The following is a 26,503-nucleotide window of genomic DNA, read 5'->3' as shown; positions in this document are numbered from 1 at the left end:
AAATTGCTTACAAGGATTGAATATGGTTTTATATATAATTATTTCAATATTTTTGCTGATTTCATTGTTATATTTGATTGTTAAAAAGCGTTTTATTGGAGCTGTAATTATAATTGCGTGCCTGCTTGGAATGTATTTTTTAACATTTAGACCACCTGATGGGGTTAGACATCTTAAAAACGTTGCAACTGTTCCTGATCTCCACAAACCTATAGCTCAGAAAGAGTTAGATATCACCCAAGATGCTATCGTCTTTGCAGACTTGGAAATTCCTCTAAACGACGAGTATTCAGTGGGATTTAGGCCGGTTGGGAATTATTTGCCTTCTGATTATGAGTTTAACGGCACTTGCTCAGTGAAAATAATTAAAAAAGGCAAAATAATTAAAGAAGCCATCGCCAACAGCAGCACAGCACAAGAATACAGAATCTATGATGACGATCTAAATTTGCATACAGATAAGGTGTCTCTGGTTACTTTTGATTCTGGGGATTTGAAAATTGACGGCAAAAAAGTAACAATCGAGATTCGTTTGTTAGATGAAGATGCTTTTGCTGAGGTTGAAAAGCCTGTAAAATTCTATATTGGCATAGATAAACTGCTTTAGTTAAAATAAACGTAATATGTCAGATGTAATAATCGTAAATAAAAGCATGAGCGATTTGGCGGAGGCGTGGCTTTGCGCCCAGGGCGATTTATGCTATGATGCAAATTACGATTTTATCGACAGCACAGAGCCTAATATGATCAACATCGAAGATATGGCGTTTTATCTGAGCGAGTATTATATTGCAGAGCGGGATGCCGCCTTTGCGGAAGAATACTACGGCTATTTCGCAGGCGAGCTGGGCAGCGTGGCTGCTGTTTACAGCACCGAGCCGAACGGGATCGCTGAGAGATACAGCTATGATGCATACGGCAGCGTTTCAATAACCGATCCGAACGGCCAGCCGCTGGACGAAAGCGCTGTCGGAAATCCGTATATGTTTACCGGCCGGCGATACGACAGCGAGTCCGGCCTGTACTATTACCGCGCCAGATACTACAATCCCAAGCTCGGAGTTTTCCACTCCCGCGACCCCCTCGGCTATATTGACTCCATGAACCTCTACGCCTACTGCGGGAATAATCCTGTAAACTACGTTGATCCTTGGGGGCTTAATATCGTTGATGATATTTTTGGTGTAACACTTGATATTGCTGGTAAAACTTGGAATATCCCAAATACCGCTTTGGGATTAGCTGTTGGTGGCGCCGGCTTGTTGATAGGTGGCGAAGGGCCAGAATTTGCCAATAATGCAATTTGTTTTGATAACTCTCCAATGATGTTAGATAGGGCAGGCTTGACTTTGGGAAATGTTATATTAATAGGTAGCAATTTAAGGGAAAATGAGAAATGCGTAATAAGGGAACATGAAGAGCAGCATACCCATCAAGGAGAAATATTAGGCCCCTTATATATACCATTACATTTGATTGACAAAGCTGTTTGGGGATTTTATAAAGGCCCTCTTGAACGAGGTCCTTATGGATTTCCATATGGTCATCCGTATAGTGAAAAGCCAAAAAAACGTCAACCTTGGCCTTGGCAATAAGTATTGAAAGGTTAAATATTATGAATATCAAGTTTTTCGTAATGGCCGCATCAGCCTTGTTTATTATGCAGGGATGCAGCAGATTTCTTTCTTACAACATTTTGGTAACTAAAAGTGAGAAATATTCCCAATCAGAATTTCTTGGAATAAACGATAAAGTCTTGGATTTAGTGAAAGGTATTTGTTTAGATAATGGTTTCAGGAAAGTTCGAGAAAACAGCGATATTCCTGCTGGAGCAGATGCAGAAAGCCGCACTGGCTACAAAATGCACAATCACTTTTTTACTCGTACGGAGTTGGGTTGGATTTCTGTAGCTTCTTATAAAAAACCGATCAGTGTATATATTGAAATTACAAGCTGGGGAGTTGAGTCTTATGATGAAAAAATATATATAAAAATATATGAAGCGTTAGCGCCTTTAGGATTAGAAAACAATATTAACATCAGAAAATGGAAAGGATACATTACTGACAAGCAGTTAAAACAAGCTTGCAGCTCTCTTATTGATGATTCAAAGAAGCTCCCAAAAAACTGGTCAATTGAAAATGCTGGGAATAATTAATCTGATGATCATTGATTCGCGATACGGCTATTTCGCAGGCGGGCTGGGCAGCGCGGCTGCTGTTTACAGCACCGAGCCGAACGGCATCGCTGAGAGATACAGCTATGATGCATACGGCAGCGTCGAGATAACCGATCCGAACGGCCAGCCGCTGGATGATAGCGCTGTCGGAAATCCGTATATGTTTACCGGCCGGCGGTACGACAGCGAGTCCTGCCTGTATTACTACCGCGCCAGATACTACAACCCGGCCCTCGGAGTTTTTCACTCCCGCGACCCCCTCGGCTATATCGACTCAATGAACCTCTACGCATATTGCGGAAATAATCCTGTGAACTACATCGATCCATGGGGGGAGACTTACGAAATCCTAAACCCTAATGGACATATGGCAGATGCTGCAGGCAGTGTACTAGACAATTGCATTACAATGTCTTTTCTTTGGTTTACAGGAATAGGCCCTGATACTTATCATTGGGAGGGAGAGACAAATATAGCTGAAGCAATGAAACACGCAGATGGTGTTAACTTTGCGAGAGAAAGATACTATAAAGAAAAAAGAAGAGACCCAAAGAAAAATGAAGGTAATTATCCATACGATGCTAGATATAAATATAATGACCCTATAAGCTATTATTTAGGTGATGACAGCTGGATTGAAAAATTTATGGGTTCATATAATGTTCATATTACAGAAAATAAAGGCAAATTAAATTTTACTGTAACAGATACAAATAGTTTGGGTTCATTCTTTGGGGGTGCTTTGGGGCAGTTTGGGTATGATCTTCCATTGCCGGGCTCAAATATTTATCAAAACATATCTTGGTCAGAAGAAATGGAGTAAAAACACTGTGATTTCAATCGAGAACTACATATTTATGCGATCCATGTTTCCTTTTTTATTAACTACCCTTGTTATTGTATCTTCTGCAGCTGCAATTTTACTTAAATCATACAAGCTAAAATTATTGCGAAACGCAGCTTCTAAACTTCTAATTTTATGCACTTTTATGGCTACGCTTTTGATATATTTTTTTTCTGTTTTTAATAACTATGCTAAAATTTACTCCGCTTTAGAACCTGAACTTGAAAGCAGAATGATAGCAGGTATTTGGAAAAACCCTGACAATGGAAAAATCAGCTTCTTTTCAAATGGAAGTGTTGAGATTTCGGCAGGTGATTCTATTTTGACAGGCACATGGAAAATAGTTAATGGCAATCAACAAAACAAAGGGAAAACATTAAATGTTTATACAAATAACAAGATCTATGGCAAATATCTGATTTATACGTTTTTTGAAGTTTATTGCTTATGCGAATATGAGAAGGATAATGAACTTCTGAGTTTCCCCACTCCCGATTATTACAAAACATCAATTTCTACGGAGAGCTTATGAAACTTAATAAGATAGATTCTGTAGGCATTCTTTTGTTGCTGCTGACCAGATTACCTTCTATTGCTGGCCTTTTTTTTATAATTGCTTCAGTTGCTTTTAGCATATTAAGGATAATTGGCTTAAAAAAAGACAAGAAGCAGCTGACTATTTTATCCATGATTTGTGCCTCAATAAGTATATCGCTTGGTCTTTCAGTTATACTTCATTGCTGTCTTTCTTTCTATTTTGATAATTCTAAAATTAAAGCTCATTTAAACGCAAGGCATTTGCAAACTTGCTTAGAAAAATATATCAATAACCGAAAAGATAAAAGAATGTACTTTGAAGACGAGTGGCACAAAGAACTTTCAGTCTATTCAAGTTCTACACCGATAAAATTTTATGTTTCAGCGAGAAAAGGAACACATTTTGCATTAAATAACTCGCTTATCGGGAAGGAAGCATCAGAAATAACTGACGAGACTGTACTTTTTGTCGAAACAGATATTTCAAACGACTTAATTGACCAAGAAACTTTAAGCCAAAAAAACGAAGGGAGATACCTGTATCTGTACGACAGAGATTTGCATACAAACACCTCTCTAAACAACGATAATTTAATAATCATTCACAATTTTAGAAAATTGGATCGGTTGGATTGGGGGAAAAATTAAAAGATTACACACTTATTACGACTATGAAGACCTCAGCTCTCAGACTGACGACAACAGAGGGATTTACCTTGATTCGATTGAGCATTTTCTTGGCGGTTCTTCCGTTAGTTATATCGGATACGAAAGAGATCCTGCGGGGAATGTGATATCGAAGGAAGATTCGGCTAATAATACAAAATCGTATTTCTACGACAAAAACTACTGGCTGACTGAGGCAGATGGAATAGAATACGATTATAACAATATGCTGATGCGAGAGGGCGTAACAATCGACTCTGCAACCGAAACGTATTCGGCCGATCCGAACGGGATGGGGCGATACAGCTCTGCGGGCTCTGAGGCGGTGGAGTATGACGGGAACGGAAATCTCTCCCGCTGCGGCGATGAATACTACATCTACGACCCGCAGGACAGGCTTCGGGCACATTATCGGCTTGCTGGTGATCCGAATGAGGCGAGCGTATCGCTGGAAGGTTATGATGTTTTCGGCCGTCGGATGAGCAGTGCGAATGGCTCAGGCGTTGGCGCTGATGATGGCGAGCTTCAGCAGAGCTTTGCATATTCGGGGCATCGCGTGATAGCGGAATACGACGGCTCGGGCGGCCTGCAGAAACGCTTCGTTTACGGAGCGGGAATTGATGAGGTGGTTTGTATGATTGATGTGGTGAGGCCGGCGGGAGCCTGCTGGACAGAAAGCATGAGCGATTTGGCTGAGGCGTGGCTGTGCGCCGAGGGCGATTTATGCTATGATGCAAATTACGATTTTATCGACAGCACAGAGCCTAATATGATCAACATCGAAGATATGGCGTTTTATCTGAGCGAGTATTATATTGCTGAGCGGGATGCCGCCTTTGCGGAAGATTACTACGGCTATTTCGCAGGCGAGCTGGGCAGCGTGGCTGCTGTTTACAGCACCGAGCCGAACGGGATCGCTGAGAGATACAGCTATGATGCATACGGCAGCGTTTCAATAAGCGATCCGAACGGCCAGCCGCTGGACGAAAGCGCTGTCGGGAATCCGTATATGTTTACCGGCCGGCGGTACGACAGCGAATCCGGCCTGTACTATTACCGCGCCAGATTCTACAATCCCAAGCTCGGAGTTTTCCACTCCCGCGACCCCCTCGGCTATATCGACTCAATGAACCTCTACGCATACTGCGGAAATAATCCTGTAAACTACGCTGATCCAATGGGGTTAAGAAAATTAAATAAATATGGTGGTTGGCATTTTAATTATCAGGAAACAAGAGATATAATAAAGGAAGGAGAAAAAGGAGATTGGTCTCCTTTTGATCATATTATTGTTCCTTTTATTAGTGAAAATGCAAAATATGATTATAAAGCCAATAATCCCAATAGAACTTTTACAATCCCAGCTTCAAATACAGCTGAAAAGAAAAAAGAAGATGTTGTATCAGCATCCCAATTTGGGAACTATATTGCAGGTTATCTCGCTCAATATCATCTGGGAACAGCTGGCTGGTTAAGTATGAGGGTAGGCGGGCACCTATATGGGTACATTGATGGTTGTGATTATTATGAAATTCCTATGGTTCCTTTAATGATTGATCAATGTGAACCGCTTATTTGGGACTATGAGAGCTTTGTGGATGATGAGGATAGTATTAGAGATATAAATCGCGGTAGGGATGACGCAATAAACGGGGCTTGGGATTGATGAAAAAGCAAATTTATAAACTAATACTTTCAGTTGTTGCATTATATTTGCTTCTTTTGTCCATGCCGTATATTTACACGGCTCCTGTAATTACAAGCAGCAACAGCAGCCTTATCCAAGAGCTTACTGCATTATTCCAAAATAAACCTGCTATTTATGAAGTTACAGGTTGGGATGTGATTATGGAAGATAAGATATATGTTGGAGAGAAGATTAAGAAGATTAAAAATGTTGACACAAAATTGCTGCATAAATTAATGAAAAAAATGAGAAGGGGGAGATTTTATAAAGCTCGGAGGCGAAATGATTTCGTTCTATTTTTCACTGCAACCCATCACTTTAGTACTGTAAAGTATGGACTGTGTTATTCGGTCGAAAATATCAATCCAAATAGTTCAGAAGATAAAATTATTTCGCGTTACAAGCCTTATTCTGAAATCTCACCGGGCTGGTATATATCCCAAAAACTTGCTGTAAAACAAAGAGTCCTTTTTGTACCGGATAATATACCAAGCAGCTCTCTTATTGATGATTCAGAGAAGCTCCCAAAAAACTGGTCAATTGAAAATGCTGGGAATAATTAATCTGATGATCACTGATTCGCTATATGGTCTGTAGGGACATCTGCTATTTCTGTTATGATAGAGGTTTTTAATGACTGATTCATTTAGCATAAAGGTAAAGTTAGCCAAATTAATAGAGGATATGCTGAACGGCAAGGTTAGTGCGCAATATATTCTCGAGCAGTGGGGCAAGGAATGCTCTTCTTATAATTTCCCGGATAAGGATATTGATGCAATAATACACCAGATCCAGCATTACGCTAACGACAGTGATATTCGAACTAAAGATGAAAAATACGAGGCATATTTCCGGCAGGAGTTTGAATTGTATATCAAAATACTTTTGTCGGAAGTAAAGCCTCCGGTATTTCTTTATGATAAAAAACTCCGGATTTTTGAAACTGTCCTTGCGGCTTGTGAATATTTGAATTATCCTCCGAAAGATACTAACCGCATTACAGCATTTGATGCTAATGGTAATCATTTGCAAACTGAAAGTATGGAAATGCAAACTAAGTATTTTGTTCACAGGCAGTCAAAATCGCCTAATCCGGAGTTATTCCGCAAAGAATTAGAAAAATTTGTTAAATCTCGAATACATAAAAACAAAGATAAATCAAGACTAAAGGGCGATGACTTTTTCAGTGATATGAGCATAAATGAGCTAATCAATTTTATTATAGAGCAGAGGAATGAGAGGGGAAAATGATATATAGGAGCTTCAGCAGAGCTTTGCATATTCGGGGCATCGCGTGATAGCGGAATACGACGGCTCGGGCGGCCTGCAGAAACGCTTCGTTTACGGAGCGGGAATTGATGAGGTGGTTTGTATGATTGATGTGGTGAGGCCGGCGGGAGCCTGCTGGACAGAAAGCATGAGCGATTTGGCGGAGGCGTGGCTGTGCGGCGAGGGCGATTTATGTTATGATGCAAATTACGATTTTATCGACAGCACAGAGCCTAATATGATCAACATCGAAGATATGGCGTTTTATTTGAGCGAGTATTATATTGCAGAGCGGGATGCCGCCTTTGCGGAAGAATACTACGGCTATTTCGCAGGCGAGCTTGGCAGCGTGGCTGCTGTTTACAGCACCGAGCCGAACGGAATCGCTGAGAGATACAGCTATGATGCATACGGCAGCGTTTCAATAACCGATCCGAACGGCCAGCCGCTGGATGAAAGCGCTGTCGGAAATCCGTATATGTTTACCGGCCGGCGGTACGACAGCGAATCCGGTTTGTACTACTACCGGGCAAGATACTACAACCCGGCCCTCGGAGTTTTCCACTCCCGCGACCCCCTCGGCTATATCGACAGCATGAACCTCTACGCATACTGTGGCAATAATCCTGTGAACTATTTTGATCCAATGGGAAAAGATGTTTGGATCGCCAGGCATTACGCAACTGGATGGCACGCTAATTTAAATGTTGGGAATCCTAATGGAAGATACAAATCTTTCGGGTACCATCAAATTGGTTGGGGGACAAGTGGTAGTGATGAATTCTTAAAAAACACATTTAACCCTTGGGCAGAAAATTTTCTAACAGGTGAAGTTTATCGAGACAAATGTCATAAAGGTGGTTTTGTCGAGAAAAAACTTAATACTACAAGCGAAGAAGATGAAGCAATATCTGGCTGGCTTGACAGTATTGTAGGGCAAAGAGGAAACTATTTTATAATTGGTGCTAACTGCCACGCATGGACAAATTTAATGTTTAATGCAATTAAAAATGCATATGGTAAAGAAGAAGAGAGAATGGGAAATGGAATGCGTGCTTATATTGGAGTAGGAATATGGCTGTAAAAAAACTTGTTGCGGAAATTATTTGGGGGTTGGCATTAATATTCAATTTTTTGTATTCGACGAGAGGCATCGGGATGATAAACAGGTGTATTTCGCAAGAGATGGATATAAAAAATGCTAATCCAATAATACACCTTTGGATTGCGTGTCTTGCGATATGCATTCTGCTGGTATTTCTTTATTACAGAAATGCGAATACAATAAAAAAAATATTCTCAGCGATAAGTTTGGCGTTCTTTCTGATATTTACGACTTTATTCTGGTTAAATTGGTGATGTTTAATATATTGCAGCAGAGCTTTGCATATTCGGGGCATCGCGTGATAGCGGAATACGACGGCTCGGGCGGCCTGCAGAAACGCTTCGTTTACGGAGCGGGAATTGATGAGGTGGTTTGTATGATTGATGTGGTGAGGCCGGCGGGAGCCTGCTGGACAGAAAGCATGAGCGATTTGGCTGAGGCGTGGCTGTGCGCCGAGGGCGATTTATGCTATGATGCAAATTACGATTTTATCGACAGCACAGAGCCTAATATGATCAACATCGAAGAGATGGCGTTTTATCTGAGCGAGTATTATATTGCAGAGCGGGATGCCGCCTTTGCGGAAGATTACTATGGCTATTTCGCCGGCGAGCTGGGCAGCGTGGCTGCTGTTTACAGCACCGAGCCGAACGGGATCGCTGAGAGATACAGCTATGATGCATACGGCAGCGTTTCAATAAGCGATCCGAACGGCCAGCCGCTGGATGATAGCGCTGTCGGAAATCCGTATATGTTTACCGGCCGGCGGTACGACAGCGAATCCGGCCTGTACTATTACCGCGCCAGATACTACAACCCCAAGCTCGGAGTTTTCCACTCCCGCGACCCCCTCGGCTATATCGACTCAATGAACCTCTACGCCTACTGCGGCAATAATCCTGTGAACTACGTTGATCCCTGGGGGCTGTGGGCAATAACAATTGGCGGGAGTTCCTCTGGGGGATATGGAGCTTCAGGCACTTATGGCCTCGGGAGTTATTTTGGATATTCAGAATCTGAAGGTTTCTATTGGGGAACTTATTATACTAAAGGAATAGGAATGGCTACAGGAACGTTTGGAGGCTTTTCAATTGATTATGGTTTTTCAAAAAACGCCAAGAAAGGAGAAGATTTAGCTAATAAATCGGTAGAAGTAGGCGGATCTTATGGGGCTGGCTTTACTAGAGGATTTACAAGAGGCCATAATATAAACTCTAAATCCAAAGATGGTTTAGGAAAGGTAGATTTAACAACCTTTAATTTAGGAATTGGGGCAGGATCAGCAGAAGGGCATATAATTATGCTTGAAACTCAGATATTAAAAAACGGAGGTCTATAAAATTGGCAGTTTACTTACAATCAGCTTTTATTGCAGCAGCTCTCGTTACATGGGTATGCTCAATGATTATTGGGCGAAATCAGAGAAATATATGGCTTAGCTGCAAAAAAAGAGGAAAGCTAAATGAATTTGATGCCCCCGATGAATACATGTCTTCATGCCCAGTTTTTTGGTCGCCAGGAAAGATGCTTTCATATACGAAACAAAAACTGAACTTCTTTAGAAATATTCAAAAAAGATTTTCTTCAGAAAATATAGATGATGAAATTGCCGTTATGCTGAGAAGAATCTCAATATGCAAGAATATCATAGGAACTATTTGGCTGATGTTCTTAATAATAGGGATATTGGCTATAATCTTTTAATAAATATCAAATATAAAAATAAAATAAAGCTCAATGTGGTTACTTTAAATAACGAAATTGAAAAGCCTCAACGATTTAAATCTTCTTGGTGGCAAGTGAACACCGATCCGAACGGCCAGCCGCTGGACGAAAGCGCTGTCGGAAATCCGTATATGTTTACCGGCCGGCGGTATGACAGCGAGTCCGGCCTGTACTACTACCGCGCCAGATACTACAACCCGGCCCTCGGAGTTTTCCACTCCCGCGACCCCCTCGGCTATATCGACTCAATGAACCTCTACGCATATTGCGGAAATAATCCTGTAAACTACGCTGATCCAATGGGGGGAGACTTACGAAATTATACATCCTGGCGGAAGCCAAATACCAAGACCTGCAGTAACTAAGGAAGAACATTATAATCGCAACAATTTGAATACTTGGCGTCCTAATACAGTAGAAGAAGCAAAAAGATTAGGCTGGAGAAAATTAAGTGGAGCTAAAGACAATTACCATCAACAAGGGCAGGGAAACGAAAATAACCAAAAATGGGTTTCGCCGAGCGGCAAATGTGAAGTAGTTTATGACTCAACAGGCCAAAATATTGTAACAGATCCTGTGAATATGGGGACCTATAATTTTTTCCCTGATACTGAACCTATGAACCACTTAAATTATGATGTTTTACCATACATTAGATGGGGCAATTCTCCAGATGATCCTACAAAATGGTATCAAAGAATCTTAGGCACTTACTAATATTTAACAGCTAGTTATTAAACCAAAGAGACGCAATATTGAAAATAGAATTTGAACTAAAGGGAACAAAATGAAAAAGAGAAAAGCTGTTTTGTTAATTTTCCTGTTGATGATATTTGCAATACCTTTAGCGGTTTTGGGATGGCTAGCAAAAATAGGATTGTTTACAAAAATCTACGAAGAAACCTACATCTGCAGCGAATTGGAGAAGTACAGCTTTCCGCCTGATTTAACCCAGATTGATGAAAACGCATCTTTTATGGTAGAAGGCTGCTGCATTTACCCGTTCTTATCAACTAATGATAATGAATTCGACGGCAATGTACGAGGAGGGCCTTACGAATTATTCATTCAAATCCGCAAGCCCTCAGGGAATAACTGCAAGATAAAAGTAGCTGGTGGTGCCTTGGAAACAGAAAGCCGAAAATTGAACTTCCCTATGGAAAAATTTGATTCCGAAAAATATCCAGCGATGGAGGTATTTAACCTTACAGAAGAGATTCATCTGGATTATAATGCCGAAAAGAAATTTAAACTGAAAATAAAGCTTGATGTTATTGAAGAGGGAGGCAATATTTCACGAAGGAGCATTGAATATAACTTTACAGCGAAAAGAAAAACCATTCCTTCGTCAGTTGTCTAACAATATGCTGATGCGAGAGGGCGTAACAATCGACTCTGCGGCCGAAACGTATTCGGCCGATCCGAACGGGATGGGTACTGTTTTTTGATTATGAGATATTAAGATGGACAAATCGAAAAGCGCGTCAAAGAGAAATATTTTACTGCTTATAAGCGGACTTCTGCTTGCTGCAACCGTAGTATTATGTTTTCAAGCAGGATTTTTGATTATCCACAGGAAGGAAAAATATATATGCAGGGAGCTGGACGAGTACAATCTTCCCATTACCAAAAATCAGATTGATGAAGAAGATTTCAATGTGATAGAGGGCGTACTGTTTTATCCTTTCTTTCAGCCTTCTGCATATAGAAATAAGACAGCCGGACCTTACGGCCTTTATATTCAGGTTCATAAAGCAAATCCTGCTGTTAATTCAGAAATAAATCATATTTATATCAAAAGAAAGCAGGGAGATATAAAATTAGAAGAGCAAGATTTGGAATTCTCCAAGCTGAACGGATTTGAAGTTTTGTCATCAAAAGAAAAATTGCATCTTAATTCAGATGGAAACAATAGGCTTGATTTGATTTTAAGTGTTACCGTTACTAAGAACCAAAAAACGATTGATGATAACATCAGATTTGATTTTGCTGCCCAAAAAAGAACTTATCTGACCGGACCTGTAAACTAAACTGTTGAAAATGATTATTATAGATAAATGTGGTTTGTATGATTGATGTGGTGAGGCCGGCGGGAGCAGGCTGGACAGAAAGCATGAGAGATTTGGCGGAGGGGTGGCTATGAAAAGTATATTAAGCAACTTAAAAGAATTTGCTTGGATTTTAATCCCGTTTTTTAGTTTTTATTGTTCAGTAAATGGGATTTTTATCGCATATTCATTCTTTACTCAAAACAAATATAATAGAGAAAGCCCTCCGCTAATCCTGTTGTGGTTTTTATGCTTATTGGCTTCTGTAGTTAGCACAAAGCATTTCCGAAAAAACAGAAGCGTTATTATAAAGTTATTTCTGTACATAACGCTTGCTGCCTTTTTGGCTTTTTCTGTATTCTTTTGGGCTTACTGGTAATAGATTATGTGTGCGATAAAGATGAAACACAGCTACTATGGCTATTTCGCCGGCGAGCTGGGCAGCGCGGCTGCTGTTTACAGCACCGAGCCGAACGGGATCGCTGAGAGATACAGCTATGATGCATACGGCAGCGTTTCAATAACCGATCCGAACGGCCAGCCGATGGATGAAAACGCTGTCGGAAATCCGTATATGTTTACCGGCCGGCGGTACGACAGCGAATCCGGCCTGTACTATTACCGCGCCAGATTCTACAATCCCAAGCTCGGAGTTTTCCACTCCCGCGACCCCCTCGGCTATATCGACTCAATGAACCTCTACGCCTACTGTGGAAATAATCCTGTGAACTTCGTTGATCCGTGGGGAGAGAATGAGACTCCTGAAACCCATGAGATACCTGCTCAAGGAGATTATGGAAGCCGCACCAATCCTTGGCCTATCACTCAAGAACAACTTAATCAAGAAATTGAAAATCATATTAATAATCATATGAAACCAACACCGTTTCAAACTGATAGAGAAGATACCTTATATTACTCTACCTCTAATCAATATTATGAAATAAAAGACGGCAAAAAAAGGGAAGTATATAGAGGTGAGGAAATCAACTATTTCGGAGTTGGAGCGGCAGGCGCACGATGGGGGCATCCTTTGTGGATGCCTGACGCGTGGAATTGGATTAAATATGGTCATCCTGCAACTGAAGGAGAAAGAAAATTTTATAAAATAGGACATGATAAGTATATTGAGATGAAGGTTAATAAAAACAAACCAGCAAGACCTTATATTGGAGGCGGAATATGGCTATAAAGTATAATAAATTGCAGTTGCAGGTTTTAATATTTTGCCCTCTAATATTAGCTTTTGTGTTAAATGTTTGTATTGTAAGTTTATGTTTTTTTACTGGCAAATACCTTGATTCAAATATGTTTTACAAGGATTTACTAACCCCTATTTTGTTTTATGGAGATGTTTATAATAGCATTGTGCCTTTCATTTTATTTTTGCTGTCAATCACAGCATTTTTTCTAAGAAAACATAGTTTGTTATACGGAACATTGTTTGTGATTTTCTTAACAATCTGGACTAACCTGATATATGCTGGCATCAGTCCAATAGGATACCATGTCAAACAAGGAGTTATGAAAAGTTCCCCAGAAGTCGATAAAGTCCAAATTAGAAGCTGGCTAAAAGAAGAAGATTGTATCAAAGATACTCCTTATCGCCCTCAGTATTACATAAATGTGATTAATGATAAGCCAAAATGGATTACAGATTTAGACAGTTCTTGCTTTGTCTTTCTTTATAGTTTCAATGGTAAAAAAGCGGCTATATTAGATTACGGTAACCGTTCAATAGGGTCATTTTCGTTAGTAATAACAGATGACAAATTATCTCCTTCTATGAATGCTTATATTAAAGAGGATATTATTGAAATTGGCGAAGGTATTTATTTGAATTGTAACAAATATGAATCTCCGGTTCTTTGGCCGTAATGAATGTTTTATATAAATTAACTACTGGCTGACTGAGGCAGATGGAATAGAATACGATTATAACAATATGCTGATGCGAGAGGGCGTAACAATCGACTCTGCGGCCGAAACGAATGGCCAGCCGCTGGATGAAAGCGCTGTCGGAAATCCGTATATGTTTACCGGCCGGCGGTATGATGCCGGCATGTGGCTGAGCCTTTAAATTCAGCTAAGAATTTTTCATCTTTTCATGATTTTGTTTGTGTTTGAAGCGGAGGGAATCGTTTAATGAGCCTGAGCGGAATCCGTTCTCATCCAAAACGACTTCGGAGAAGCCGGCATTGAGGATTTTTTCTTTAATATGCTGCTCACTTTTTTTGTACTGCTCGAATTTTTCGGGAGGTATTTCGATTTTTGCAGTTATTCCGTAATGACGCACTCGGCATACATCAAATCCGAAATCGGCAAGCACTTTTTCCGCCTCTTCCACCTGCGTGAGCATCCGCCGGTCAGCAGGGCGGTTGTATGGGATTCTTGAGAGAAGGCAGGGTTCTGAAGGCATATCGGCGGTATCAAGGCCGAATTTTCGGCTAAGGGAGCGGATTTCATCTTTTGTGAGCTTAGCTTCAAGGAGAGGCTCGCTCACGCCCATTTCCTTCACTGCATCCCTGCCCGGGCGATAGTCTGAGAGGTCGTCGAGATTGCTGCCGCAGGCGATAATATTGAATCCCTTTTCCTCTGCTTTTCGGCTGATCAGGCTGATGATATTCTTTTTGCAGAAATAGCAGCGTCTTGGGTCTCCCCTTCGCACCTGCTCCACCTCAAGTTCATTAACATTTATTATCTCAAGAGGGAAATCGTATTTTTCGGCTGTTGCAGAGACGTTGCTTGTTTGCTTTTCAGAAGCGGCCGCTCCTCTCACGTATACGCAGAGCATATTTTTTTTACCGAGCACTTTGCGGCAGGTGTATGCGAGAAAGCTTGAATCCACCCCGCCGGAAAAGCTTACACAAACCTTCCCTGACCTTCGGATAGTCTCACAAAGTTTTTCATATTTTTTCAGACACATAACATATCTGCGAAATAAATTATGAAATGTTCTGAAAATAAAAAATTTCTGCCTTATTTGCTTCATTAAGACATTTTTGTGTAAAATTTGCCTTCCTTGCGGCATTAACATAGTAGAGGGGTGTTATTAAGGCCTTGCACCAAAAAACTAAGTGTCCAATTGGTAAGTCCCGCTCCCTCTGCTCTTTAACAGTTGATATGAAGCTAATCTTGTTTTTTAGCTCTGGGTTTGTATAAACCTCGGGGCTTAAAAAATTACTGAACTTTGATTATGTCTTATTATTTCGACAACAAAATAATAGATGATATACGAAACGCCCCCGGCAATTCTATTGAGGATGTTGTAGGTGAACACCTCAAGCTTGACAGGAAAGGTAAAAACTTTATCGGTTTGTGTCCGTTTCACGATGACCACAAACCCAGCCTTACTGTTACTCCCGAGATAGGCAGGTTTAAATGCTTTGCCTGCGGTGCGGGCGGGGATATTTTTTCGTTTATTCAGATGAGGGAAGGCCTGAGCTTTCCTGAAACTGTTAAGCGGTTAGCAGACCGCGCTGGGATTACTCTGCGCGAAAAGAAGGCTCCGGCAGAAGAAAAAACGGTATTCGAGTCTCCCAGCGGCCTTGTTTTTAAGGCCAACAGATGGGCTCTAAACTACTGGCGCGGTGTCATGGAGAGAAGCGAGATGGGCGGGAAGGCCCGTGAATACCTGAAGGAAAGGCAGATTAGCGAAGAGTCTTCAAAGGCCTGGGCTATAGGCTGCGCTCCTGAGGGCTGGAGAAATCTCACAGAAGCCGGTCTATCTGCCGGCATCTCGGAAAGACTGCTGATTGAGGCAGGTCTTTGCAAGAAGAGAGAAGAATCAGGCCGCCTTTACGATGCGTTCAGAGACAGGCTGATGTTCCCGATCTTTGATGCCTCCGGAAATGTAATTGGATTCGGCGGCAGAACGCTCGGCGATGAGAATGCGAAATACATAAATTCGCCTGTAACGCCTGTATTTGATAAGAGCAGGAGTATATACGGGATAGACAAGGCACGGCACGGAATAGTTCGAGAGGGGCGTTCGGTGCTTGTGGAAGGATATACCGATGTGGTAATGGCGCATCAGTACGGGGTGGACAATGTGGCTGCTGCCCTTGGAACCAGCTTTACTGAAGGGCATGCGAGGCTGCTTAGGCGTTATGCACGGAAGCTTGTGATAATGCTTGATGGGGACAAGGCTGGGATAAATGCCGCAGAGAGGGCTTTGGAGGTATGCCTTCGTGAGAGTATGGATGTTGAGATCTGCATTATTGAAGGCGGAATGGACCCGTGCGAATTTCTGCTCTCTGAAGGGAAGGATAAGTTTGTTGAGCTTATAAACTCTGCAGAAGACGGAATAAAATGGAAATGGGAGAAGCTCAAAGCCGATTTCGAGGCTTCCGGCATCTCCGACGGTAAGTTTTTAGTAGAAAAATTTGTAAAATTTCTTTCCGAAGCAGTGGAAAACGGCTCAGTTGACGATATTACAAAGGGGCTGATAGTTAACCGGCTCTGCGCGCTTTCAGGTGTTAGCAGGGAGCAGGTAAATAAGATGATTTACAAAAATATCAGCTCAAGAAGGTTTTTTCACGAAAAAAACCGCTCTGTTGAAGCAATAACAATCGGCGGAGACTATATTTCTGTAGCGGAAAGGGAAGTGCTTGAGGTGCTTCTATGCAGTCCGAGATTAGCGGGGAAAGTTAGAAACCGTATTTCGCCCGATGATTTCACTGTTCCGGTGCTGAAGAAACTGGCGGAAAAGATCTTTCCGCTTGCCGAATCAAGCGATTCGATAGAAACCGCTCTTGTTTTCGACGGACTTGATGAGAAAGAGATCAGGCTTGTAAACGAGATGATCGATTCGGGAAATGAGAAACAGAATTTCGAAAAGAGGATTCAGGATGCTGCTGAAGTGATCTACTACGATAAAACAAGCAGCGAACAAGAGGATTCAGAATCATTAGAAGAATATTTGGAAAATATAAGAAGTAAACAGGAAAACAGCAGGTATAAAAACCTTCGCAATGGGTTGTTTTAAGAGAAACATATGGCAAAAAAGAGTAAACAGGCAAAAGACAATATAAACGAGTCTCTCGGTCAGGATGCAAGCCCTGAACAGCTCAGTGCAGCTGCGGACGAAATCCTCAAGCAGGCCGAGCAGAAACAGAAAAGCGAAGACAGCGCTCACGAAACAGTGCCGGTGAAGCTTGTTCCAGACGAGACGCTGATTGAAGAGAAGATTCGTGAGATCATAAAGAAGGGCAAAAAGAAGGGCTACCTCACCTATGAAGAGATGAATGAGGAGCTGCCTGATGAGTCTATCTCACCCAACAGCCTCGACGGTTTGCTGGTAACGCTGGATGAGATGGGCGTTCAGATTCTCGACGAGGAAGATGTGCCAAGCGCTGAGGGAGAAGGCGTGGAGATAGGTGCAGAGGGCTTTGAAGAGGATGTGGTGGAAGAAGTTGAGCCGGAGGTGCAGGAAGAGGTGGATGCTTTCAGCGCAGCCCTGCTCGAACAGGACGCCAAGAGAATTGAAGATCCTGTCCGGATGTATCTCTCGCAGATGGGGGAAATTCCGCTTCTTACAAGGGATCAGGAAATCAGCCTCGCACGCAAGATTGAGCTCACGAGAATGGCTTTCAGAAGAAGGGTGCTCGAGAGCGACTATGCCGCAAGGCGGGCTGTCTCGATACTCAGGAAAGTGGAAAGCGGAGATCTGCCTTTCGACAGAACAATGAAAATGAGCACAGCTGAGAACCTTATTCGCTCAGTAGTGAAAAAGAGGCTTCCCCAGAATCTTGAAACGGTGGAAAAACTGCTCGATAAAAACAGCGAGCTTTTCCTTGAAGCCCTCGACAGCGGTGATAAATCCAAAAAACTCACAATGCACAAGCAGATCCAGAGAAACCGCAGAAAGATTGCCACCCTGCTTGAAGAGCTCAGCCTGAGAACCAGCAAGATCCTTCCGATGAGAAGGAAGCTGGGAAGCCTTCTCAAGAAGATGAAAAACCTTGAGAGGATTATCTCTGAAGGCCCGGGCAAAGACTACTTCGAAGAAGATATTATGGCAATGACCGAAGAGCTTCGGGGTATGATTGAGCTTGTTAAGGAAACCCCCAAGCAGCTCGAAAAGAGGCTCCGCTCGGTGGATATGGTTTACAAGGAATACGAAAACGCCAAGCGTGATCTCTCAGGCGGAAACCTCAGGCTCGTTGTATCTATCGCCAAGAAATACCGCAACAGGGGGCTCAGCTTCCTTGATATAATACAGGAAGGCAACACCGGCCTGATGCGGGCTGTGGATAAATACGAATACCGCAGGGGATACAAATTCAGCACTTACGCTACATGGTGGATCAGGCAGGCGATAACCAGAGCCATCGCAGACCACTCTCGCACAATCAGAATCCCCGTGCATATGATCGAAACAATGAGCAAGCTGAGAACTGCGAGCAAGAACCTGCTTCAGAGGCTCGGCCGCGAGCCCACCATTGAAGAGATAGCCAAGGAGCTGAAGATCGGGATAAACGAGGCCAGAAGGGTGCTCAAGATATCCAAACACCCAATCAGCCTCGACCGGCCCATTGGCGACAGCGAAGACAGCTACTTCGGCGATTTCATAGAAGACGAGCGAGCAGATTCGCCTGTGCAGTCTGCAACGCAGGAAATGCTCAAAGACCGCATTGATGAGATCCTCAACACCCTCACCTACAGGGAGAAGGAAATCGTTAAGCTCAGATACGGCATTGGCGACGGATACACCTACACGCTCGAAGAGGTGGGCAAAATTTTCAAGGTTACAAGAGAACGCGTGAGGCAGGTGGAGGCAAAGGCTATCCGCAAGCTCCAGCACCCTGTGCGTTCCAGAAAGCTTCAGGGCTTCCTCGACAACGAAGAAGAAAATGATGAAGACAGCGAGGAAGAGGCTTGATAGCGAGAATTAGAGGAAATCTTCTTGAAGTAACCGAAGACTCTGCTCTTGTGGAGGTGGGGGATGTTGCATATCAGGTGCTTCTGCCCGGATACTGCATCAGCAACCTTTCCGCCCAAACAGGCAGCGAGGTTACGCTTTATACAAGCCAGTATTTCGAGGGAACTCCCGGCGGAGGGAATATGATTCCCCGAATCATCGGCTTTATGAGCGAGAAGGAAAAGCAGTTTTTCAATATTTACACAAGCGTTAAGGGGATGGGCATAAAGAAGGGGCTTAAATCGCTTTCTATGCCCGTTGAAACGATCGCCTGCGCTATCGAAAACGCTGATGAAAAGATTGTTATATCGCTTCCCGGGATAGGCAAAAGGCTCGCACAGCATATAATTGCCGAGCTCTCTGGCAAGCTTGATTATTATGCCCTTTCTCAAGGGGCTCCCTCCGCAGAAGGGGGGGCATCTGCCGGAGGCTTCAAGGCGTTTCAGCTTGAGGCGCTTGAGATTCTCACCGCATGGGGTGAGAAAAGGGCAGAGGTTACAGAGCTCATTATGCTTGCTCAGAAAAAACACCCCGAAATCAGCACTGCTGAAGAGCTTGTGCCAACTATATATCGCCTGAAGCAGGGCGCAGAGGCTTAGCCGACAGTTCTGCTTTTATTACGCACATTTTTCAAAAGATTTATTGAATTAAAGTGCAGCAAACCATATAATGCCTTCGAAAGAGAATTTTACGAGGTTTATTATGTTTAGATTCGTTATTATTACAGCTCTCACAGCTTCACTGCTGTTTGCAGACACCTTCACACACAGCGAAACCGGCAAAGTTTACAACGGCTTTGCAACTCAGCCCGATGAGAATGACAAGACCTGGATTGTGCCCGAGGGCGGAGAAAAATTTGAGGCAGATCTTTCCGAATACAAGATTGAGCCTAATCAGAAAGGCCGCAAAAATGAGATTGCGGTGCTTGAGATTACATATCCGATAGTTTCGGCAATGAAAACCGAGGCCTTTGAAGAGGCGATTGTTGAGGAATCGAACAAAGGGCCTTCTGCGATTATTGTAGAGGTGGATACCCCGGGAGGCAGGGTCGATCTGGCAAAGCGGATTTGTTCTTCGATAATGAAAACAAGCAACTGCACCACAGCGGCATATATAGCCGGCGGTCAGCACGGGGGTGCATATTCAGCAGGGGCTGCGATTTCAATGGCCTGCGATAAGATTTATATGGCTCCGGGGACTGTAATTGGAGCTGCTACAGCTATAATTAAGTCTCGCAGAGGGGCTTCGGATATGGATAATGCCTTCGGCGAAACTGTAGGCGAGAAATTCAATTCCGCTTGGAGGAATTACATGGCAAGCATCGCCGAGCAGTCCGGCAGGTCTGCTGCTCTGGCAAAGGCTATGGTGGAGAAGGATACATCCGTTCTTGAAGTGAGCAGGGATGGAAAAAAGCTTTTTATTGAGCCGGGCAGGAAGATTGAAGGCGATGAAGTTAAAGGTGTTGTAGTGCAGAAAGGCTCGCTTCTCACCCTCACAGCGAAAAAGGCGAAGAAATGCGATATGGCAGATGAAATCTGCGAGTCGAGGGATTATGCGGTAAGCGAGCTCAGCGACAGCAAGCCGGAGGTTGTGGTATCTGATAAGATCAAAGATGCAGAAGAAAAGCTTGATAAGGTAACAAGAAGATTCAAGGGGCTTAAAGCAAAAATTGAGCGTGAAATTGTTCAGATAAACGCCCGCTACGAACAGAACAGGCTCAGAAGGCGCGATGCTCTCAAGAGCCTCAGGTCGCTTAGCAGGAATTCAGAATTCCTGCTGAACCTGAAGAAGAGATTCCCCGATGTTCCGGTGAGCGTTGAGGAGATAGAGAGGCTGAAAAATGATGTTGACGGGATGAAGGCGGCAATGGAGTAAAACGCTCTACTGCTCGAAACGAAGGTCAATATTCTCGTATCTGCCTTTAAGGTTTGGATGGGACTCAAAGATTGTATAGAGAACAGCGAGCTTTTTCTCCTCGGGAATCTCGAAATACGCCTCGGCATCGCCCGGGGCAGCTCCCCAGAAGATATCAAGCCCGTCTTTGGTTTTCAGCACAATCTGCGGTATTGAGGAATCTGTGATTCCGTAGTTCTCAACGTCTATGCTCTCCACGTGGGGGAGGAATTTGCGTGTTCTTGATTTATCCATCGCTCTGAAAAGCTGTGTCAGCTTAACGGCAGCCTTAATCTGCTCGTGGAATAGCGGCTCGCCGGGGGAAGGCGCAGATGCCAGCACCACCCCTGAAACTTCCGGAACGCTGAGGCTGTTCATCGGGATATAATCCAGCACAGTCATATCCTCGGAGATATAGAATTTCGTTGATTTATGCCTTAGAAGCACTGCGGGCTTGCGGTAGTCTGCAACGATTGTGAGCCTGTTTACTGAGGTTTGAACGCGAACGTTCTTGAGCCAGGGAAACTTAGACCTGAGATTCTCCGCAACAAGCTCTGCTGTTCCCGGCTTTGCTGTTAGCTTTTCGAGGCCGATATAGCCCTGCTCCACGATTCTTTTTTTCAGAGGGGTGTTGATCCATTCGGGATAGCCCCGCAAAACCATACTTATCTCTCTCTTCGATTCCCTTACAATCTCCTTCCTTACGTGCGTTTCTGCTTTCTTTAGCCCCCAGCCGGCCGCTGAAACCGCAACGATTACAAAGATGAACCCGAGGAATCTAAGAAAGGGTTTCTTTGAAACGCCCAAGGTCTTTTTCCCAGCAGATTTGGTTTTTGCAGCGGTTTTCTTTGTTCTCCTTGCCATTATGAGCTCCTCGAAAGCGCAGAATGGATTATCTGCGAGCAGAGTTCAGGCTGGCTTATTCCAATATGCTCCGCTGCTGCTGGAAGAAGTGAATGGCTTGTAAAGCCCGGGATGGTATTAACTTCTATAAGAAGCGGATTGCCGTTATCTATCATAAAATCCACCCGAGCCAGATCCCTGCATTCCAGAAGATTGAAGGCCTTTTCGGATATCTGCTGCATTTTTTCTTCCAGCTCTTCATCGGCGGCGCCAAACAGAAAGCCTGTCTGGTCGGAGATGTATTTTGCGTTGAAGTCGTAGAAGCCTGTATGGGGCTGAATCTTTATCGACGGGAGTATATTGCCTGCCGCTATGCCTACGGTAAATTCATCGCCCTGAACGTAAGATTCTATCAGGGCTTTGCCGTATTTTTCGGTGCATTTCTTTGCACTTCTCACAGCCGCCTGACTTCCAACCCTTATCTCCACGCCCACACTGCTGCCCTCACAGGCCGGCTTCACTACGAATCTCTCGCTTTTACCGCGGATTATCTCTTCGGCCTTGTCCCAGTTGGTGTCCTGTTCCACAGCAATCCCGAAGGGGCATTCAATACCGCTTTCGGCGAGCTTTTGGCGGGTTATATCCTTATCAAAGCAGTTTTGCGAGCTGATAGAGCCGCTGCCAGTGAACACTGCATCATTCTTTTCGAGGATTTTCTGTATTCCTCCATTCTCCCCCCATATTCCGTGAAGCATAATGAAGAAAAGATCGAATTTTCCGATTATGCTCTCTATCGTTTCGGGGGAAACATCAATAAGCTCGGCATTGAAGCCTGCTTTTCTTATTGCGCTGAGCGCATTTTGGCCGCTCTCAAGCGAAATTTCCCTTTCGCTGCCTACTCCGCCGGCCAATACAGCAATATTTTTGTTATAGTCCATTATTATATCGCTTCAGTTTCCTGCAATTCATTATTTTTAGATGCCTTAATCCTATGGAAGCTCCATATCAATCCGCCCACAACTACTACCGTTACAAAAGCGAGGATGATGTATGAAACCGTTGTTAAAGAATCCGGTATTTCTGCCTTTGCCTTATCCTCGAGCAGTATATCGGAAAGGTAGGTTAGTATTATCGAAAGGCATGCGCTTATGCTCATAACGCTCATAACCCCCGATGCCCCAGCCTGAATGTTGGGCAGTTTTCGAAGCTGACCCAGGCAGCTTATATTCTTCTCCGCCTGAAAGGCATCAACCGCCGCTGAAACTATCAGCAGGTATGCGAGGAACATCACAAGCTTCTGTTCGAGTATTACAGAATCTGGGTATGCAGTATTGTGGATCGTCAATCCGAATGCTGCGATTGACAGAGCGAATATCACACACGCAGAAGAGAAATGCCTCCTGATTTTCTTCCGGTTCGGCATATCGTTAATCTTGAGGTGAGGTATATTTGGCACGTCATCCTGTATTCTTGTTTTCAGGAGCGTAGCAAGGCCGGCAAGCAGAAAGCCCAGAGCGGTTACAGCGGCAGTAACGAGTACATTTATGTTATAACCGCCTTCCGGGTTCTTCATCGGCGTTCCTGCTGTTGCCTTGTCGAATATATTCCAGAAGAAGAGCGTTCCGAGGATTATCGGAATCACGATCCTTATGCTCACATCCCACCATTTGCCCAGCGGCCATTCACTGCAAGAGTTGCTGTGTTTTCTGAGGTAGTCGAGCCGGTAGAGCCAGCCTATCGCAAGACACTCAAGCAGCCCCAGGAACGCAGCACCAAAGGTCCCGTTTACGATTCCGTCTATTTCGCCTACCCAGTTCAGTCCGCCTTGAGTGGCGAAAACTGAGCTGACAAATATGCCCGCAACTGTTATCCCTACAAGCACCTTCCCGCGTGAGAAACCTGTTTTATCAACGATGCTCGCAAGCAGGGTTTTAGTGATTGAAAAGGCAGAATCAATTCCCAATGTTACAAGGGCGAGGAAGAAGAAAAAGCTGAACCAAGCCGAGAACGGAAGCTGAGCGAGGGTGTATGGGAAGGCTATAAACGCAAGCGATACGCCCTTATCTGCCACCTGATCCACAGGTACGGCATTGCCCGCCTGAGCTGTAACGTAAGACATCCCGCCGAGGGTTGCGAATATTGCAACACCTGCTATGAAGCTGGTTGCAAAGTCTGTGAGGGTTATTATGCCGGCATTGTTGTTCAGATCGCTTTTTCTGTGGAGGAAGCTGGAGTATGCAATCATTGTTCCCCAGCCCAGACTCATCGAGAAGAACACCTGCCCGAAGGCGTATCGCCAAGTTATAGGCTTTGCAAGCTCCGAGAAGTCCGGCGAGAGGTAGTATGCAAGCCCTTCGGTGCTCCCGTCGAGCGTGAGCCCGCGAACTGTGAGGATTATGAGCATAATCCACGGAATCGGGACTGTGAGCCATACAATTTTGCCCACAAGATTAATTCCCTTGAAGATGCAAAGATACATAAGTATCCATATTATGATTACCGGCCCGAGAACCTTGAGCTCAATCCCGCCTAGGCTGAAGCTCTCGTGGTGATTTAGGTATTTATCGAAGAAAAAACCCTTGGCCTGATTGATTCCCTCAACTCCTTCCGCTGCCCAGGGCAGCTCGCCCCCGTTGAATATACCCTGAATGCTGTATCCGAGGTATGTAAGGCAGTATCCTAAAATCACCGGATAATAGCAGATAATCAGGATGCACATAAAGCTCCCGAGCCATCCAATCCCCTCAAACGGCTTTACGCAGCGGCGCATTGCGTTTGGGGCGGCTCGCTGGGTGTAATGCCCGAGGCTGAATTCAAGGATAATCAGGGGCAGGCCAACAGCGAAAAGGGCGATTATGTATGGAATTAGGAATGCCCCGCCTCCAAAACTGTATATCTTGTATGGGAAAGCCCAGAGATTTCCCAGCCCTACTGCCGAGCCGACGGCGGCCAGAATAAACCCGCCGCGCGAGCCCCAGTTCTCTCTTTTTTCAAGAAGATCAGTCATAAACTATGTACCTTAAAAAATCAAGATTGCAAAATCAAAGCGAAGAACCGGAAAATCAGCGGGTGAGTTTATTTTTTCTTTTTGGCCTTTTCTTTTCCGCCCTTTTTCTCTTCCGTCTCGTTTTCTGATGAGCTGCTTTGTTGTTCTTGTGCAACAGGCTCTTTTGTTTCCGCATCTACTACTTCCGATTTCGGAGGGGCGGAGAGGTCTATAGAGAGCTTCTTGGGAACGTTGGCATTAACAATCTTCCTAATCTCATCAAGCGGGACCACAGGAAGCTGCGTGTTGGCAATCATTCTGTTAAAGCCGAGCAGTGTTTCCAGACATTCATTCGGCTGATGACTGGGATAATTGCTCGCAAAGAGCAGCTTGTTGATTGCTTCGCCCTCAAAGAACCTTACAAGAAGGGTGTATGTCTGATACCATTTAGACGGGTTTACAGGCAGTGTGGAATAAACGTTTTTATTCTTTGCAAGAACTGCCACCGTCTCGCTTTGGAACGGGACGCCGCAGTTGCTGATGATGATTTTCATATCGGGGAAATTTCTCGCTATCTCGTCTATGAGATAAGGCCTTCCATACTCCAGTATGTCGGTCGGGTCGAGCTGTTCAGGCATATAGAAGTATATCGGCATCGAATTTTCGTTTGCGTATTCATAAAAACGCATTGCCTGAGAATCTGCCGGATGGAAGCCGTGCTTGGAGCAGTACAGGGCGAAGCCCTTAATGCCCCATTTCTCCGTTACTTCCTGCGGGCACTGCTGACCTTCTTTTACCAGCGGATTTACAACACCGAAACCTATGGCCTTTGTATTTGTGCTAAGGAAATCCCCAAGCACCTCATTGGCGCCGGGGTCCATGGCCAGCTTCGGCGAGGCCAAAACCAGATAGTTATCGAGCCGTTCAGTAGCTTCGTTAAATTCTGCAAGCTCTATCGGGCTCAGACGGCCTGTAAGATTGATCTGGCAGTCTGTTATCATAATAAAACTCTACCAAAAAATTAAAGCGGTTATCGCATAACCCAGCTTTTATCAACAAATTCCAGCTTCTGCGCTGCCCTTTTTCTCGGGTCTCCGGGCAGAAGATACTCTAAACAGAGAGTTTTTTGAAGGATAAATTTCCTGTCCTCTCCGTCCTTTTGAGGGATAGTTACAACTTCGGTTTCGTTGCTCAAACCTGCAAAAAACAGTTTTATATTTTTCGCTTTTTTATCAAAGTCTTTCCAAACTGCGAGCAGATCTATCTTGTTGTCGTCCCCCTGAAGGATCTTGTCTTTGGTCTCATCAAGTGTTTGGAGGAAAGGATAACGACCCTGATTGATCAGCTTTATCTTCTCATATACAGGTTTTGTAATCCCAGTATCCGAGGAATAAAGCTTCCAAGTGTCTGTCATAAGCTCAAAATCGGGATAGAAATCCACATCCTCACCGGTATTGTTGGTGAGAGTGAGAATTATGTACCAGTATCTCTGAGTCTGCTCGCCGGTTTTTAACGTAATCTGCCTCGGCATATTGAACTCAACATCAAGGGTCCAAATGCCCGGGGCCGGCGCACGGCTCGGCTCAGGAGCGGCGGCCGCTGCTGCTGTTACTGCTGCTGCGAATAAAATTAAAGCTCTTTTCATAATAAGTATTCCTAAAATCAGGACATTTTTCAAGCTGAATTAGCATACATTCAGCTGTAAATGGTAATAAAAAAATGCGTTAAGGTAAAGTGTTTTGTGGGTTTCAACGCAAACCTTATTGCGAAAATTCAGCTTATTTGCCTATAAACTCGGG

29 protein-coding genes are annotated in these 26,503 nt (G+C 43.8%); 23 read left to right on the top strand and 6 right to left on the bottom strand.

What is annotated here, in order from left to right; translation table 11 throughout:
• Nucleotides 1-22: 22 nt before the first annotated feature.
• From STSP1_RS06960 to STSP1_RS12750, 19 genes are all read left to right on the top strand, one after another.
• Nucleotides 23-607, top strand: coding sequence for a hypothetical protein (locus STSP1_RS06960; protein ID WP_085755664.1), 585 nt, complete (start codon nucleotides 23-25; stop codon nucleotides 605-607).
• 16 nt (nucleotides 608-623) lie between these two features.
• Nucleotides 624-1,595 carry an RHS repeat-associated core domain-containing protein gene (locus STSP1_RS06955; RefSeq protein WP_085755663.1) on the top strand — a complete coding sequence of 324 codons (972 nt, stop codon included), beginning with the start codon at nucleotides 624-626 and terminating at the stop codon, nucleotides 1,593-1,595.
• A gap of 20 nt (nucleotides 1,596-1,615) precedes the next feature.
• On the top strand, nucleotides 1,616-2,158 hold the full coding sequence (locus tag STSP1_RS06950; RefSeq protein ID WP_085755662.1) for a hypothetical protein: 543 nt from the start codon (nucleotides 1,616-1,618) through the stop codon (nucleotides 2,156-2,158).
• The gene (locus tag STSP1_RS06945) at nucleotides 2,142-3,002 is read left to right on the top strand and encodes an RHS repeat-associated core domain-containing protein (protein ID WP_161491658.1); all 861 of its coding nucleotides are present in this window, start codon (nucleotides 2,142-2,144) and stop codon (nucleotides 3,000-3,002) included. Before STSP1_RS06950 ends, STSP1_RS06945 begins: the two co-directional genes overlap by 17 nt.
• Nucleotides 3,003-3,009: 7 nt before the next feature.
• Complete coding sequence (locus STSP1_RS06940; protein WP_123807009.1) at nucleotides 3,010-3,555, top strand: hypothetical protein; 546 nt, start codon at nucleotides 3,010-3,012, stop codon at nucleotides 3,553-3,555.
• Nucleotides 3,552-4,208 (top strand): hypothetical protein, encoded by a 657-nt coding sequence (locus STSP1_RS06935; protein WP_085755659.1) that lies wholly within the window; start codon nucleotides 3,552-3,554, stop codon nucleotides 4,206-4,208. The genes STSP1_RS06940 and STSP1_RS06935 overlap by 4 nt, the downstream gene beginning before the upstream one ends.
• A gap of 142 nt (nucleotides 4,209-4,350) precedes the next feature.
• Complete coding sequence (locus tag STSP1_RS06930; protein WP_085755658.1) at nucleotides 4,351-5,892, top strand: RHS repeat-associated core domain-containing protein; 1,542 nt, start codon at nucleotides 4,351-4,353, stop codon at nucleotides 5,890-5,892.
• Complete coding sequence (locus STSP1_RS06925; protein WP_085755657.1) at nucleotides 5,892-6,476, top strand: hypothetical protein; 585 nt, start codon at nucleotides 5,892-5,894, stop codon at nucleotides 6,474-6,476. Before STSP1_RS06930 ends, STSP1_RS06925 begins: the two co-directional genes overlap by 1 nt.
• Before the next feature lie 70 nt (nucleotides 6,477-6,546).
• Nucleotides 6,547-7,164 carry a hypothetical protein gene (locus STSP1_RS06920; protein ID WP_085755656.1) on the top strand — a complete coding sequence of 206 codons (618 nt, stop codon included), beginning with the start codon at nucleotides 6,547-6,549 and terminating at the stop codon, nucleotides 7,162-7,164.
• Between the two features lie 43 nt (nucleotides 7,165-7,207).
• Complete coding sequence (locus STSP1_RS06915; protein WP_085755655.1) at nucleotides 7,208-8,266, top strand: RHS repeat-associated core domain-containing protein; 1,059 nt, start codon at nucleotides 7,208-7,210, stop codon at nucleotides 8,264-8,266.
• Between the two features lie 274 nt (nucleotides 8,267-8,540).
• A complete protein-coding gene (locus STSP1_RS06910) occupies nucleotides 8,541-9,626 on the top strand; it encodes an RHS repeat-associated core domain-containing protein (protein WP_161491657.1) in 1,086 nt (361 codons plus the stop codon).
• Between the two features lie 2 nt (nucleotides 9,627-9,628).
• A complete protein-coding gene (locus tag STSP1_RS12505) occupies nucleotides 9,629-9,991 on the top strand; it encodes a hypothetical protein (RefSeq protein WP_085755653.1) in 363 nt (120 codons plus the stop codon).
• A gap of 95 nt (nucleotides 9,992-10,086) precedes the next feature.
• Entirely contained in the window at nucleotides 10,087-10,377 is a 291-nt protein-coding gene (locus tag STSP1_RS12620; protein WP_161491656.1) for an RHS repeat-associated core domain-containing protein, read from the top strand.
• Nucleotides 10,378-10,402: 25 nt separating this feature from the next.
• Nucleotides 10,403-10,729: a hypothetical protein gene (locus STSP1_RS06895; protein ID WP_085755651.1), complete on the top strand. Its 327-nt coding sequence runs from the start codon at nucleotides 10,403-10,405 to the stop codon at nucleotides 10,727-10,729.
• A gap of 70 nt (nucleotides 10,730-10,799) precedes the next feature.
• Complete coding sequence (locus STSP1_RS06890) at nucleotides 10,800-11,372, top strand: hypothetical protein (protein ID WP_085755650.1); 573 nt, start codon at nucleotides 10,800-10,802, stop codon at nucleotides 11,370-11,372.
• A gap of 103 nt (nucleotides 11,373-11,475) precedes the next feature.
• Entirely contained in the window at nucleotides 11,476-12,042 is a 567-nt protein-coding gene (locus tag STSP1_RS06885) for a hypothetical protein (RefSeq protein WP_085755649.1), read from the top strand.
• A 403-nt stretch (nucleotides 12,043-12,445) separates the two neighbouring features.
• The gene (locus tag STSP1_RS06880) at nucleotides 12,446-13,252 is read left to right on the top strand and encodes an RHS repeat-associated core domain-containing protein (RefSeq protein WP_085755648.1); all 807 of its coding nucleotides are present in this window, start codon (nucleotides 12,446-12,448) and stop codon (nucleotides 13,250-13,252) included.
• Complete coding sequence (locus STSP1_RS06875; RefSeq protein ID WP_085755647.1) at nucleotides 13,243-13,938, top strand: hypothetical protein; 696 nt, start codon at nucleotides 13,243-13,245, stop codon at nucleotides 13,936-13,938. The genes STSP1_RS06880 and STSP1_RS06875 overlap by 10 nt, the downstream gene beginning before the upstream one ends.
• Before the next feature lie 67 nt (nucleotides 13,939-14,005).
• Entirely contained in the window at nucleotides 14,006-14,140 is a 135-nt protein-coding gene (locus STSP1_RS12750; RefSeq protein WP_257789394.1) for a hypothetical protein, read from the top strand.
• 6 nt (nucleotides 14,141-14,146) lie between these two features.
• Here the strand turns inward: STSP1_RS12750 and larE are convergent, their stop codons facing one another.
• Nucleotides 14,147-14,986: an ATP-dependent sacrificial sulfur transferase LarE gene (gene larE, locus STSP1_RS06870; RefSeq protein ID WP_161491655.1), complete on the bottom strand. Its 840-nt coding sequence runs from the start codon at nucleotides 14,984-14,986 to the stop codon at nucleotides 14,147-14,149.
• Nucleotides 14,987-15,256: 270 nt separating this feature from the next.
• Here larE and dnaG point away from each other — a divergent pair, with 270 nt between their 5' ends.
• The 4 genes from dnaG to STSP1_RS06850 all read left to right on the top strand — a co-directional run bounded on the left by dnaG (nucleotide 15,257) and on the right by STSP1_RS06850 (nucleotide 20,857).
• Complete coding sequence (gene dnaG / locus STSP1_RS06865; RefSeq protein WP_085755645.1) at nucleotides 15,257-17,047, top strand: DNA primase; 1,791 nt, start codon at nucleotides 15,257-15,259, stop codon at nucleotides 17,045-17,047.
• A 9-nt stretch (nucleotides 17,048-17,056) separates the two neighbouring features.
• Nucleotides 17,057-18,943 carry an RNA polymerase sigma factor RpoD gene (rpoD, locus tag STSP1_RS12785; protein ID WP_085755644.1) on the top strand — a complete coding sequence of 629 codons (1,887 nt, stop codon included), beginning with the start codon at nucleotides 17,057-17,059 and terminating at the stop codon, nucleotides 18,941-18,943.
• The gene (gene ruvA, locus STSP1_RS06855) at nucleotides 18,940-19,581 is read left to right on the top strand and encodes a Holliday junction branch migration protein RuvA (RefSeq protein WP_085755643.1); all 642 of its coding nucleotides are present in this window, start codon (nucleotides 18,940-18,942) and stop codon (nucleotides 19,579-19,581) included. Before rpoD ends, ruvA begins: the two co-directional genes overlap by 4 nt.
• Before the next feature lie 103 nt (nucleotides 19,582-19,684).
• A complete protein-coding gene (locus tag STSP1_RS06850) occupies nucleotides 19,685-20,857 on the top strand; it encodes a Clp protease/crotonase-like domain-containing protein (protein ID WP_123807007.1) in 1,173 nt (390 codons plus the stop codon).
• 6 nt (nucleotides 20,858-20,863) lie between these two features.
• On the opposite strand, the gene STSP1_RS06845 is transcribed toward STSP1_RS06850, so the two are convergent.
• The 5 genes from STSP1_RS06845 to STSP1_RS06825 all read right to left on the bottom strand — a co-directional run bounded on the left by STSP1_RS06845 (nucleotide 20,864) and on the right by STSP1_RS06825 (nucleotide 26,349).
• Nucleotides 20,864-21,739, bottom strand: coding sequence for a cell division protein FtsQ/DivIB (locus STSP1_RS06845; RefSeq protein WP_085755641.1), 876 nt, complete (start codon nucleotides 21,737-21,739; stop codon nucleotides 20,864-20,866).
• The gene (locus STSP1_RS06840) at nucleotides 21,739-22,656 is read right to left on the bottom strand and encodes a D-alanine--D-alanine ligase family protein (protein WP_085755640.1); all 918 of its coding nucleotides are present in this window, start codon (nucleotides 22,654-22,656) and stop codon (nucleotides 21,739-21,741) included. Before STSP1_RS06840 ends, STSP1_RS06845 begins: the two co-directional genes overlap by 1 nt.
• A gap of 2 nt (nucleotides 22,657-22,658) precedes the next feature.
• Nucleotides 22,659-24,725 (bottom strand): sodium-dependent transporter, encoded by a 2,067-nt coding sequence (locus STSP1_RS06835; protein WP_085755639.1) that lies wholly within the window; start codon nucleotides 24,723-24,725, stop codon nucleotides 22,659-22,661.
• 68 nt (nucleotides 24,726-24,793) lie between these two features.
• On the bottom strand, nucleotides 24,794-25,705 hold the full coding sequence (locus tag STSP1_RS06830) for an amidohydrolase family protein (RefSeq protein ID WP_085755638.1): 912 nt from the start codon (nucleotides 25,703-25,705) through the stop codon (nucleotides 24,794-24,796).
• Between the two features lie 29 nt (nucleotides 25,706-25,734).
• Nucleotides 25,735-26,349 (bottom strand): hypothetical protein, encoded by a 615-nt coding sequence (locus STSP1_RS06825; RefSeq protein ID WP_085755637.1) that lies wholly within the window; start codon nucleotides 26,347-26,349, stop codon nucleotides 25,735-25,737.
• Between the last annotated feature and the right edge of the window lie 154 nt (nucleotides 26,350-26,503).

It is taken from the genome of Sedimentisphaera salicampi (genome assembly GCF_002117005.1).
Classification (GTDB): domain Bacteria; phylum Planctomycetota; class Phycisphaerae; order Sedimentisphaerales; family Sedimentisphaeraceae; genus Sedimentisphaera; species Sedimentisphaera salicampi.
This window is presented reverse-complemented; position numbering and strand designations above follow the sequence as displayed.